This is a genomic window from Roseibacillus ishigakijimensis (assembly GCF_016595415.1).
Classification (GTDB): Bacteria; Verrucomicrobiota; Verrucomicrobiia; order Verrucomicrobiales; family Akkermansiaceae; genus Roseibacillus; species Roseibacillus ishigakijimensis.
This window is the reverse complement of the sequence record NZ_JAENIO010000014.1, coordinates 1-13,058: the sequence shown is the minus strand read 5'-3', so window position 1 is coordinate 13,058 and position 13,058 is coordinate 1. Positions and strand designations below refer to the sequence as shown.

Below are 13,058 nucleotides of genomic sequence, written 5' to 3'. Positions count from 1 at the left end.
CCCTAGCCCCTAGGGCCGGGCTTTCTCTTTTTTGTCCGCTTGATACCAGAGACGGAAGAAGGCCCGGTCGTGGTCGGTGGTGGGAATGGAGAATTGCAATAGGGATTGACCGTTCTTGCAGGAGATTTCAGTCAGGGCCGGATCGTAGAACTCCCATTTGACCAAGTCGTTGGAGGCAAGAACGGTGAGGCAGGTCTGGCCGTCGCGCAGGAGATACTCGGGTCCGGTGGCCGCCGGGTCCCACAGCCACCCGGCGAGGGGAAAGGTCAGGTGGACCTCGGGAGTCTCCGGGGCGGGGCTGATGCAGAAGGGATAGGGGAGGGGGTCGGCCAGGTGGGGATGGAGCCCGTGGACATATTCTCGCAGGTTGTCGTAGGCATCGTTATCTTCATTCTCCTCTGGGTTGGGGTTGTTCAGATCGAACCACTGGACCCAGTCGGCATATCCCGTGAGACAAGGCGGAAGACCGGGCAGAGCGCGTGCCTGCGGGTAGTCCGTGCCTTCGTAGGAAATGGTCGTTGCTTGCCGGGAATGCTGGAGGAAGCTGGCGACCAGCGCGTGACTGCGCAACCAGGGATTGGCCGCCTGAAATTGCAAAAAGGCACCGGTGGCCAGCGCGGCTGAAGCGGAAGTGCCGCTGAATTGCTTGCTGATGAGGTTGCCACCGTTTTCGCTGGCCGCCCAAGTCTGGTGGCCCGGAGCGAGCAGATCCACCTCCGGCCCGTAGTTGGAGACCGTGTAGAAGCTTCCGTTTTCGCGGCTGGCCCCCACACAGAGCACGCCGGGGTAGGTGGCAAACTGGCTGGGAGCGTAGTCGCTGGCCAGTCCTCCATTGTTTCCTGCGGCGAAAATCAAGGGAAGTTGGGCATCGGAGCAGGCATGGATGGCGATATTCAACCCGGGCAAATCTCCCGCCGAGACCTGCTGCACCGAATTCACGGCGGCGAGGATGGTGGCGGGCTGGTAGTAGGAATTGCTCAAATAGTCGTCGCGCGCAAGGAGCAGGGCTTCGATGAGAGCCGAGACTCGGGCGGTGTTGGCATCGGGAAAAATATCGAAGATCTTGGTCGTGATGGGCGTTGCGGGTGCCACCCCGTGACCTGGCCCGGCAATGAGGGAGAGGACATTGGTGCCGTGCTCGGAAGTCACGATGTCGTGGGTGTCGTTCGGGGCCCGCAAGAGTTCGCCGTAACCCGCTGGCAAGGGGTCGAGGAGAGTGAGTTTGTCGTTGCTGGCAAAGTAGTTGTTGCCCGGGTCGTAGACTGCGGTGTCGATGAGGTAGAGCTTCACGGGTTGGCAAAGCTCCGGATAATCGAAGCTATAAGGCGCGGAGGCATCGCTGCTGTTGAGCTTGGCCAGGTTGTAAGACGCGGGTTGCAGCGTGCCCGAGGGGGTGATGATGAGGTCTTCCTCGACCACGTATTCCCCGCTACTGGCCAGGAAATCGACATCCTGCAGGGAGAGAAAAGCGGCAAAGCCCACAATCTTTGTGAGAAAGCCGGTGGTGGGCGAAGAGACGAGATCGGGGAAGTTCAGCTCGCGATAGATGATGGCCGGCGAGGAGAGAGTTCCCGGTGCCCCGGGATGTTGTTCGAGGACACTGCGCAGCTTGTCCAGAAAGGCGTCGGGGGGAGTGGGGTCGTCGATGGGCTGCCGGATGATGAAACAGGATTGTCCTGCTTTCTTATGTGTCGCGGCAAACAAGACTTGGGAATCCGACCCGGAGACGGAGAGCGGGGGGAAGGTGAGCTCACCGCCATCCGTGGGAATGCCGAAGTCTCCCACCAGCACTTGCCGCTCCCGATCGAGGGCGGCAATTCCCCGGCCATGCCCCGGAGTATTGCCTTCACTGCGCAGAAATTGATAGGGCACACCGCCATCGCCCACGGTGAGAACGCCGGTGTCCTCTTTCCCCGGGTAGTCGCGCTGTCGCCAAAGGAAAAGACCCTGGAAGTTGACCGCGAGATGGGCATTGCCTCTCGGGTCATGCCGCAGGTCGGTGGCGGTCATGCTCGCTTTGTCCTCCTGGGCGGAGACCGTTGGGGTGCTCCAGAGGACCTTCCCGTTCGCATTCAGCCGCACCACAAAGGTTTCCACCCCTTTGTGCGAATAGTCCGGAGCCAGGCTCTGCTCCCCAAAGCGGGTCTTGGTGGAAGCGGAGGAGTAGGCGAAAGTCACCAATCCGGGGCGGGGAACGGCAATGCCTCCCGGTTGATTTCCCCCCTCCGAGTTAACCACCTCGGACCATTTCAGTTCGCCTTCATTGGAAAATTGGCTGATGCGCGTTACCCGGGTGTTGGCCCCGTTCAGGACGGCGTCCTGCACATAGAGGTGGTAGAGCTTCTCTGGCGAGAGTTCCAGGGCGAGGCGACGGGGCGCGAGGCTTCGATCCGTTGCTTCCACCGACCACACTTCGTCTCCGTTGGGGGTAAGCTTGAGGAGAAGGTAGTCGGGACCGGTGAGGTAGATGTGATCCTCTCGATCGACCTCAATGGAGGAGGGGAGAAACTGTTGCGTGGAAAAGACCTGCAGCCACTTCCCGTCGTGTTCACTAAGAATGCCGACAAAGCCATTGGGTCGTCCGGGATCGGGAAGTATGAAGTCTTGCGAGGTTCCGAAGACGGTCTCGCCGTCGTAAGTGCCGGTGACGAAAATCCAGTCATCATTTTTTCCCATCACCACATCCACGATGGCGGCTCCTGCTTCGGAAAAGGTCTGGCTGGCCCAGCGGGGCGTCCAGATACCATCGCCTTTTTCCTCGTAGTGGACGACCACCGCCTGTGGCGCTTTCTCGGCTGAGGGGGTGCTGTTTGTCAGTCCCGCGAGGGTAAAGTCGCCTAGAAAAGCTCCTCCCACCGCAGCGGTCGCTTCCTTCTTTTCGGGACGGCGCACGTCCACGCTGTGGAAGACCGAGGTTTTGCCTTTCAAGGTCGTGTCTGCCTGGGACCACTCCAGAATGTCACCGACACAGGCGAGGGTGCCGAGGAGGAAGGATAAGAGAAAGAGCTTCATAACAGGCAAGGAAAAGGCGGAGCGCTCCGGGGGCGTGTCCGGCTTTCCAACCGCAAACGAGTTTGAGAGATTTTCAGACTTCATGGGAAATGGCCTCGACGACCTCCGGTTTTAGGCAAAATGGGCAGGGAATGCGAGCCGGGGGGAAGAGAAAGTGACCGAAGCGGCTGCCGCTGCCTCGGCGAGAAGGGCGGGAGCGGGCTGTCGGCGATGGGATTTGCTTGGGATTCGGCAGCCATTCGGCTTTGCTCTTGCTTCGTGCAAAAGGTGGGGCTGATTTTAGGAGTTTTCTGGGCCATGGGGGAGACCCGGGCTCAGGAAGAATTTTTTCCCGAGGTGGACAACCTCACTCCGGCCCGCGCCTTACCCTTTGGCTCAGATTCTCCCGTGGCCGCGGGGGATGACCAGCTGGCTCTTGTGTCTCCCGTGACCTTTCTTCAGGTGGTGGCGGGGGTGGAAGAGGTGGAGAGCCCGGGCGCCCCCGGCGTGGAACTGGTGGGGCTCACGGTGGACCAGCAGGAAACCCTGCGGAGTCGCTTGGAGACTTTCCGGGGGCGCCCTCTGACCGAGAGGGATTTGCTCACCCTCAGCGAAATTATCATTCGTCATTACGAAGACCACGACCGCCCCGTGGTGGAGGTCTGGATTCCGCCCCAGGCTCCGGAGAGCTTGGAATCTCTTGTGGTGCGGGTGGAGGAAGGGCGGGTGGGCTCGGTCCAGATGCGGGCGAGCTCTGCATTCAACGAAGAGCGACTCAGTCGCGCCCTCTTTCTCTCGCGGGGAGACTTGCTGAAAACCAGCGACCTCACCGCCGTGACCACTTGGTTGAGCCGGAATCCCTTTCGGCAAGCGGAGATTTTTGCGGCAGCAGGGGAGAGCCACGGCGAGGCGGATTTGATCATCGCCTTCGAGGAAAAGCGCCCCTGGCAACTCTATGCCGGTTACGAGAATAGTGGCACCGAGACCACGGGAGAAGAGCGCTTTCTCCTTGGCGGAGTGTGGGGCAATGCCTTTGATCGGGATCACATCCTGGCCTACCAAGCCACGCTGGGAGCCAATCCCGGTGAATTTCAAGCCCATGGCCTTTCCTGGGAAGTGCCACTCCATGGGCGTCACGAGTTCTTTCGCCTCGCTGCCAGCTGGGCCCGCGTGGTGAGTGAGTCGAACACCTTGCTCGGACCCACTGAGGTAGAGGGAGGCATTTGGCAAGTCGGTGTCTCTTATGGCCGCCCCGTGGCCGGGCCTTCCTGGCAGGGCGAACTCAGTGCCGGACTGGAATTCAAGCGTTCGGATACCTTTTTGACTTTTGGAGACCTCGCCGGGCTCGATTCGGATACACCGGTGGAGGTGGTGCAAGCCCGGTTGGAATTCCAGGCCCGACGCGAGCGCGGTCCCGAGGAGCAGTGGGAGCGGGAGGGCAGAATGGCTCTGGTGGTGAGTCCGGGGGGCCTGAGTAGACGCAATGGCGGGGAGGATTTCGCAGCTTATCGGGAGGGAGCCGACCAGACTTATTTCTACCTGCGGGGGCAAGGCCAGGCCAGTCGCGCCTGGGGGGATTGGACTCTGGCCCTGCGTGGGGAAGCCCAGTTGGCCAGCGGAGCGCTCCTTCCCGGCGAACAACTGGGTATCGGGGGGCTGCGCACCGTGCGGGGCTATCGCGAGCGCGAGTATCTGGCCGACCACGGCTGGTGGGGGAGTGTGGAATTGCGCAGTCCGGCCTGGCGGAGCCATTGGCGAGAGCATGAGCTGGCCGCGCAAGGACTCCTCTTTCTCGATCAAAGCTGGGCCTGGCGCGAGGGAGAAGATCGCGAGTCGTTTCTCAGCCTGGGACTGGGAGCCCGGGCGCAATGGCACGGGGCGAACCTGCGGGCTGACCTCGGTTTTCCTCTATTGGAGGGGGATGGCCCCCGGGCTCATCTGGGGCTGGTCTGGCGGTGGTAGCGATGAATTGCCATTCCAGAAAGGGCAAAGGAGCGCCTCTTTGTCTTTTTGCCAAGGGGTTACAAAGTCTCTCAACTTGAGGCTGGTAATTGTCGAATCCGCTCGTAAGGTCCCCGCGTAACGGCCCGTAATTCCGGGCAGTTCGAGCCGCTGGCCTTGCTGTCGATCGGTTCCTCAACAATAAATACCATCAACATGGCACTGAATATTCCGTTTCACCGCGTGAACTGGGTGAATACACTCTTTCTTCTGATTATTAGTCTTTTGGCGGTGGTTGGAGCCCCGCTTTACCTGCTCGCTCACGGAATCGACTGGGTCACCGCAGCCCTCTTCTTCTTTTATGTGGTGGCAACGGGAATGAGCATCACCCTCGGCTATCACCGTCTCTTTTCCCACCTGTCCTTCAAAGCCAAGTGGCCGGTGCGACTCTTCACTCTCATTTTCGGCTCCTGCGCTTTTGAGAACTCCGCACTCAACTGGGCGTCCGACCACCGTCGCCACCACAAGCACGTGGACGGGCATGATGATCCCTACAACATCAATAATGGCTTTCTCTGGGCCCACATTGGCTGGATCTTGTTCAAAGTGAACCCCGAGCGCCCCCTCGACAACGTGGCCGATCTTCGTAAGGACAAGCTTGTGATGTGGCAATACAAATACGACAAAGTCATTGCTGGCGTGGTGGGTCTTCTCCTTCCGGCCGTGATTGGTTTTTTCCTCAACGGATTGACCGGCGCTCTTGGCGGATTCCTCATTGTGGGTGCCCTCCGCGTCTTCGTCGTGCAGCAGAGCACCTTCTTCATCAATAGCCTCTGCCATTGTGTGGGCAAGCGTCCCTACTCCACGCGTTGCAGCGCTCGCGATAGCTTCCTGATGTCTCTCTTCACCTTTGGCGAAGGCTATCACAACTACCACCACGAGTTTCAGCACGACTACCGCAACGGGGTGAAACCCTGGAACTTCGATCCGACCAAATGGGCCATCTGGACCCTGCAAAAAGTCGGTCTGGCCTCCAACTTGCGCCGTGTTTCCCAGACTCGGATTCTCTTGGCCGAAATGGCGGAAGCCCGCCGCCACACCGAGAAGCGTCTCGCCAGCCTGGAGGCCTCGGGAGCTCAAATCTGCCAAAACACCCTTTCCGCCGTGAAGGAAATGCAGGAAAAGCTTACTCATGCTTACCACGAGCTGGAAGCACAGGCGGCCCAACGCGCCGAGGCTTCCCGCGATACCATCGAGCGCTGGCGCGAAGAGACCCGCTTGCTCATGGACCGGCTTTCCCAGTTGCGTCCCTTACCTGCCTGACCCCGATTTTTATTTTGAGAAATGAAATAAGGAACCCGGAGAAAATCTTCTCCGGGTTTTTTTGTGGATTGATGGAGGGCCATTTGCTGCCGCCGTTGAATTGGCTTGTGTTTTCAACGGAATCTGTCACTGCTGTGCCGTCGCCCCCGACTTGGCTCAGGCCCGGAAGGGCGCTTGCGCCGATGAGGCGGATGCTGGCGGGTCAGTCTTTTTTTCGCCAGCGGGAAGGGGAAGGATCTGTCCAAAACTCGAGTTCGGGGCGAGCTACCTGTTATTATGAAAATGTATGTGGGGAATATCCCCTTCTCGACCTCGGCCGATGAATTGAAAGATCTCTTCGGCGAATTTGGCGCAGTGACTGACGTCCACATTCCCGAAGACCGCGAGTCCGGTCGTCCTCGTGGCTTCGCCTTCGTGACCGTGGATTCCAAGGAAGCTATGGAAGCTGCCATCAAGGACCTCGATGGCGCTGAATTCGGTGGCCGCAACCTCCGGGTGAACGAAGCCAAGCCTCGCGAAGATCGCGGTGGCGGTGGCGGTGGCGGCCGCGGCAATCGCGACAGCCGTGGTGGCGGACGCGACCGCTGGTAATTGAGGCCCCTCCCCTCGGAAACAATTTAATTTTGGCAGGCTGACTTCACTTCGAAGTCGGCCTTTTTGTTGCCCTGTGGAGTCGTTCTCTTTCTTGAGAGTGAGCACCTTGCCCCCCGTTGGAAGGGCTCTCTCTGTCTTCGGAGGAGGCCGAAGAGCTGGAGAACTCAGCGGGAAGGGGCGAACTTTTTTTGTCACATCGGCCTGCTTCCGCCTATTAGTGGGTAAGTGGACAGGACTTTGACAGCGGCGGAGGAAGAGGAAATGATGGCTCTGATTGCCCAGCAGCAATCGATACTCAGGGCTCTGATCCGGAGTATGATTCCGGGTAGCTCGGAGTGTGAGGATGTCTTGCAGGAGACCAATCTCGTTCTCTGGCGCAAACGGGCGACCTTTACCCCGGGGACGAATTTCAATGCTTGGGCCGGCACGATTGCCCGCTTTCAGGTGATGGCGTGGCGGCAGCGCAGTTTGAAAAATCAGAGTCTCGCCTTTGATGAGGAAGTGCTCGAGCGTTTGTCCCAGGCGGCGAGCACGCAGTGGGAAAATTTCCAAGGGCGCCAAGAGGCCTTGCAACATTGCCTCGCCCAGCTCGCTGCCGACCAGCGCGAGTTGGTGGAGCATCGTTACTTCGAAAGAGCGTCTCTCGCGGAGTTTGCCCGTCGCAAGGGGCGAACCCATGCCGCGGTTCGCAAAATTCTCGAACGGGTGCGGGCCAGCCTGCGGGACTGCATCAATCGCCAATTGCAGGGGGAGGTGTCGGCATGAAAAGAGCGCAACTGGAAAGCTGGATCGGCCAGGCTCTGGCGGGGACTCTCTCGGATGAAGACCATGCCCGGCTGCAGGAAATGCTTCGGGAGGATGACGAGGCTCTCGCTCTCTATCTCGATACGGTGGCGGTGGAGGCCCTTCTAGAGGATGAGGGTGGAAAGGTGCTCTCCTTCCCGCGAGTCAAGCGGTCCCGTAAGCCCTGGATGTGGTCGGCTAGCGCGGCTCTCTTGCTTCTTTCATTGATCGCTATTCCGCTTTTGCGCAGCGGAATGGAGGGCCGGACTTCTTCCTCCCAAGCCGACGTCGACGGCGGCGCGGTCCAGCAGTGGGAGGTGGTGGCGGATGAGCAGCAACGATCTTTCGCTCTGGTTAGCGGGGTGACGGTCGAGCTACGTGGCCCCGCCAGGTATCGCATCAGCGGTGACAATGAGCTGGTGCTTCATCGCGGGATTTTGTCCGCCGATGTGCCTCCCGAGGCGACCGGTTTTCGGGTCCTGACCCCCAATGGGGATGTCATTGACCATGGAACTCAGATTGGGGTGGCCGTGGACGATGAACAGACCGAGCTGCATGTCTTTGAGGGAAAAGCGGAAGTCCTCTTGCCGGTGGGAGAGGTTTCCACCATGGTTGGGGTCGGGGAAGCGGTGCGGGTGCACCATCCCGATAATGCCGGTTACGAGCCCATAGCCCTCCGGGCTGAGGATTTTGCGCGGGATTCTTTGCCTTCGCACGAGCGTATCACTTTTGACTTCGAGCCCGGCAGTCCTCGCTGGGAGGCGTCCCAACAAGGGCAATATAGTGACCGGGGAGATCGGCCCTCCAGTCCGCTCACCGCTGGCATTGCCCGTTTCTCGCTCTTGGAAGGCTTTGTGTCCCTTCCCTCGGCCCCCGACCAAATAGGCGCTTTTCATAGTGGGCCCCACCAATTTGCTCCTCATCAGGGCCAGGGGCGGATCTTGCCGCTGCCTTTTCATGATCGGGATACCATGGCAGCCCTGCGTTTGACCTCGCCTCCCTTTCATCTGGACCGCCAGGGGGGCTCTCTCAGCGCTTTTTTAACTGGGGGCCGGGGCCGGGCCGAGGCTCCCCCAGCTCGCTTGGAGGACTTGCCCACCGACTCCAGTGACCAGGGCTTTCTGGGCTTGGCTTTGCGGCGGGTGAGTGATGGTCGCTATCTCTGCAGCGTGCGACGGGCACCGGGCAACTTTTATGAATGGGCCCGGGTGGAGATTTCCGCCGCCGAACTCGCCGCCGCCACCGCTCAGGATGGGGAAGAGGAAGTCTACGTGCTCGACCTCATCGATACCTACCGCAACCCCCATTGGAGCTGGATCGGTCTTGATTCCGTCTCCGTGCCCGGCCGCCTCCTCTCGTCCCCCTAAGCAATCGATTCTCCTGACTATGATGGATACTTTCAGAACCTTTGTCGCCGCCGCGCTAGCGAGTTCCTCGCTTTTCGCGGACGAGCCTGTCGACTTCTCTTATCAGATTTTGCCGCTGCTTTCCGATGCCTGTTTCCACTGCCATGGGCCGGATGAAAATACGCGGGAAGCCGATTTGCGCCTCGATACCGAAGAGGGCCTCTATGGCCTGCTCAAGGGAGATGCCGTGGTGAAGAAAGGGGATCCAGCGGGCAGTCTGCTCTACCAGCGAATCACTGCTACCGATCCTGACGATCAGATGCCTCCTCCCAAGAACCACCGCCAGCTCAAGGGGGAAGAAAAAGAACTGATTCGCCGCTGGATAGCGGAAGGGGCAGAATGGGGGCGGCATTGGTCTTTCGAGCCCATTAAGAAACCAGCTGTCCCTGGTGGGGAAGACCACTCGGTGCGCAACGAGATCGATGCCTTTGTCCGTGCCCGACTCAGAGGCAAGGGCCTGACCCCCTCGCCCGAAGCGGAACCCGAAACTCTTCTGCGGCGGGTGGCTCTGGATCTCACGGGCCTGCCTCCAGCCCCGGATCTCGCCGAAGCCTTTCTCCGGGATTATCCCCAGCAGGGAGAGAAGGCTTACGAAGGCCTCGTGGACGCGCTGCTGGCCTCTCCTTCCTTCGGTGAGCGGATGGCGATGTATTGGATGAAGGTGGCTCGCTTTTCGGAAAGTGATGGCTACCAGTTGGATCAGGTTCGGTCGCAATACCCGTGGCGTGACTGGGTGATCCAAGCCTTCAACCGGAATCTACCCTACGACCAGTTCATCCTGGAGCAAACGGCGGGCGATTTACTCCCCAACCCGACCCAAGACCAGATCATCGCTACCGGATTCAATCGCAACCACATGATCAATGGCGAAGGGGGAGTCGACCCGGAGGAAACACGCATCGAAGTCGTCGCCGATCGGACGGAAACGACCTCGACGGCCTTTCTCGGACTGACCATGGCTTGTGCCCGTTGCCACGACCACAAGTTCGATCCCATCACCCAGGAGGACTACTTTCGCTTTTTTGCCTACTTCAATAATGTCGATGAAAACGGCAAATCCGGTCACCAGGCCAAGCCCTTTCTCGAGTTGGAGGTTCCTGCCGCTCATCGCCAGCAAGTGGAAGCCTATCAGGCCAATACCAAGCACCACCACATCAGCTTCCCCGAAGGAAATCGCATTCGGGTGGCCGTGATGAAGGATCGGGAAGGGGAGCCTCGCCCCACCCACATTCTCGATCGCGGGACCTGGGACCAGCCTACCCGTGAGGTCACCCCGGCTCCGCCAGCCTTCCTCGCTGGCGCTCAAGACTACCCCGCCAATCGGCTGGGCTTGGCTCAGTGGATGGTCGATGACGAGAATCCTCTGACCGCGCGGGTGACCGTGAACCGTTTTTGGGAGCTCTTTTTCGGCCGGGGAATCGTCAAGACCCAAGAAGACTTTGGCATTCAGAGTGAGCGTCCAAGTCATCCTTTGCTCCTGGACTGGCTGGCGGCGGACTTCCGCGAGCAGGGCTGGGATGTGAAGCGGCTTTGTCGACAGATCGTGCTTTCGGCCACTTACCGCCAGACTTCGGTGCGCGATGAGGAGAGTCAGCGCTCGGATCCCGACAACGTCTTTCTCGCTCGGGGGGCGCGTTTTCGTTATCCCTCCTGGATGCTGCGTGACCAGGCCTTGGCGGTGTCCGGGCTCCTGAACGAGGAGCTTTTCGGCCCCTCGGTGCGGCCTTATCAACCCAAGAATATCTGGTTCACCCCCACGGCGGGTAAGATTCGTTACGAGCAAGCCAAAGGTGAGCAGCTGTATCGCAAAAGTCTCTACACGTTTTGGAGGCGGACGATTGCGCCGGCCAACCTCTTCGACGCCAGCCCACGCCGGATCTGTGAGGTCAATGTGCGGAGAACCAATACTCCTCTGCATGCTCTGGTGACGCTGAATGATGTCACCTATGTGGAAGCAGCCCGCGTTCTGGCTCAGGAGGTTCTCAGGAGTCATGCGCCGCAGGAGGCGATGGTGGCCGCTTTTCGACGGGTTCTTCTCCGCGAGCCGCAGGAGGCCGAGCTGGGTGAACTGCAGAGCTTCTTCGAGGAGGCCCGGCAATATTATCAAGCGAATCCCGGGGAGGCACAAGCCCTCCTCAGCGTGGGGGAAGCCCAGAGCGAGACTGAGCAACCCGCTCTTCTGGCAGCTTTTAGCAACGTTGCTCTTCTCCTCCTGAATACCGACGAAACCCTGACCCATCAGTAGACCCAATTTTGCCATGTCTTTCCTACAACAACCCTCCCTTCATTTGTCCCGCCGGCATTTCCTCGGAAGCGCCGGATATGGCATCGGTGCTGCCGCCTTGGCTCAACTCTGCCAAGCTTCAGGCGGTCAAAATCCACTCGAAAATTCTCTGCCGCACTATGCGCCGAAAGCCAAGCGGGTCATCCACCTCATGATGTCCGGAGCTCCGTCCCAGATTGAGACCTTTGATTACAAACCGGAGCTGAACAAATACAACAACACCGAGCTGCCTGATTCCGTCCGCATGGGACAGCGGGTGACCGGGATGACGGCTGCGCAAAAGCAACTCGTCCACGGGAGTCTTCACAAGTTTCAGCGCTACGGAAAGTCGGGGGTCATGCTCAGTGAGCACCTGCCCCACACGGGTGCCATTATCGATGATCTCTGCCTCATCAAATCCGTCTCTACCGACCAGATCAATCACGCTCCCGCCATGACCTTCATGCTCACCGGGCATCAGATTGCGGGGCGGCCCAGCCTGGGCTCCTGGTTGACCTACGGCTTGGGTAGTCCCAACGAGGACTTGCCGGGCTTTGTCGTTCTCGCATCCAAGGTGAGCAATCCCGGAGGCCAACCTCTCTACGATTACTACTGGGGACCGGGCTTCTTGCCAGGTAAGAACCAGGGAGTGCTTCTGCGATCAGAGGAAGACGCGGTGCTCTATCTCCGCAATGCCCCCGGCATTCCTCGCGAATTGCGCCGGTCCATGCTCGATAAGTTGAGCAGTTTTAACCAGCGGCAATACGACCGTTACCAAGACCCGGAGATTCGCACCCGCATTGCCCAATACGAACTCGCCTATCGCATGCAGCATTCTGTGCCCGAGCTGACGGATCTCTCTGGCGAGAGCGAGCAGACCTACCAAATGTATGGGGAGGAGGCCCGCCAACCTGGCACCTTCGCGGCCAATTGCCTCCTCGCCCGTCGCCTGGCCGAACGGGGGGTGCGTTACATCCAGCTCTTCCACCCGGGGTGGGATCATCATAACGATATTGATAGCCAATTGAAAAAGTACTGTCGCGATACCGACCAAGCCAGTGCTGCTCTCGTCAGGGACCTCAAGCTACGAGGCTTGCTTGATGATACCCTCGTCATCTGGGGCGGGGAATTTGGCCGTAGCCCCGTTATTCAAGGCAAAGTCGGCTCTCCCTCTGCGGGACGGGATCACCATCCCCGCTGCTTCAGCATGTGGATGGCCGGGGGAGGGGTGAAACCCGGCGTGTATGGCGAGACCGACGACTTTTCCTTCAATGTCACCCAAGGCAAAGTGCATGTCCACGACCTCCAAGCGACCATTCTGCACCTGATGGGCCTCGATCATGAGGCCCTCACCTTCCGCCATCAGGGCCGCGCCTTTCGTCTGACCGATGTGCATGGCCATGTGGTGAAAGAGATTTTGGCCTAATCCGGGCCAAGTGGAACGAATGAAATGCGCAAGCGGCTTCTGACTGCTTGCGCTTTCTTTTTGTTGACTAGGAATAAGTTAGGGAGTCTGGTCGATCTGATTCGTCCTTCGGGTCCCGTTCCTGCCCTCCGGAAAGCTTGTTTGACTGCAAAAAGTGCTCCTATTTCCTCGAGTTGTAATTGGCTCATTATCTGTCTGGGGTGGCCTTTTCCTATTTTGTTCCTCAGGGAAAGGGGCGAAAGGGTGATTTTTGAGCGGAATGATGTTGACGTCTGCCGGGTTCGTGACTAGCTTCGCGCCCCGCCGCGAGATGCGGCTCACGAGAAACCAA

General features: G+C 59.4%; 8 protein-coding genes. 7 read left to right on the top strand and 1 reads right to left on the bottom strand.

Annotation, left to right across the window (positions count from 1 at the left end):
- Window positions 1-9: 9 nt before the first annotated feature.
- Window positions 10-3,012, bottom strand: a complete 3,003-nt coding sequence (locus JIN78_RS07145; protein WP_200391264.1) for a S8 family serine peptidase — start codon at window positions 3,010-3,012, stop codon at window positions 10-12.
- A gap of 210 nt (window positions 3,013-3,222) precedes the next feature.
- Here JIN78_RS07145 and JIN78_RS07140 point away from each other — a divergent pair, with 210 nt between their 5' ends.
- The 7 genes from JIN78_RS07140 to JIN78_RS07110 all read left to right on the top strand — a co-directional run bounded on the left by JIN78_RS07140 (window position 3,223) and on the right by JIN78_RS07110 (window position 12,727).
- Complete coding sequence (locus JIN78_RS07140; RefSeq protein WP_200391263.1) at window positions 3,223-4,953, top strand: ShlB/FhaC/HecB family hemolysin secretion/activation protein; 1,731 nt, start codon at window positions 3,223-3,225, stop codon at window positions 4,951-4,953.
- Window positions 4,954-5,148: 195 nt separating this feature from the next.
- Window positions 5,149-6,255 (top strand): acyl-CoA desaturase, encoded by a 1,107-nt coding sequence (locus JIN78_RS07135; protein WP_200391262.1) that lies wholly within the window; start codon window positions 5,149-5,151, stop codon window positions 6,253-6,255.
- Between the two features lie 276 nt (window positions 6,256-6,531).
- Entirely contained in the window at window positions 6,532-6,846 is a 315-nt protein-coding gene (locus JIN78_RS07130) for an RNA recognition motif domain-containing protein (RefSeq protein WP_200391261.1), read from the top strand.
- Between the two features lie 228 nt (window positions 6,847-7,074).
- Entirely contained in the window at window positions 7,075-7,614 is a 540-nt protein-coding gene (locus JIN78_RS07125) for a sigma-70 family RNA polymerase sigma factor (RefSeq protein WP_200391260.1), read from the top strand.
- Window positions 7,611-8,999 carry a FecR domain-containing protein gene (locus JIN78_RS07120; RefSeq protein ID WP_200391259.1) on the top strand — a complete coding sequence of 463 codons (1,389 nt, stop codon included), beginning with the start codon at window positions 7,611-7,613 and terminating at the stop codon, window positions 8,997-8,999. The genes JIN78_RS07125 and JIN78_RS07120 overlap by 4 nt, the downstream gene beginning before the upstream one ends.
- A gap of 19 nt (window positions 9,000-9,018) precedes the next feature.
- On the top strand, window positions 9,019-11,283 hold the full coding sequence (locus JIN78_RS07115; protein ID WP_200391258.1) for a PSD1 and planctomycete cytochrome C domain-containing protein: 2,265 nt from the start codon (window positions 9,019-9,021) through the stop codon (window positions 11,281-11,283).
- 13 nt (window positions 11,284-11,296) lie between these two features.
- Window positions 11,297-12,727 (top strand): DUF1501 domain-containing protein, encoded by a 1,431-nt coding sequence (locus JIN78_RS07110; RefSeq protein ID WP_200391257.1) that lies wholly within the window; start codon window positions 11,297-11,299, stop codon window positions 12,725-12,727.
- The last annotated feature ends 331 nt before the right edge of the window (window positions 12,728-13,058 follow it).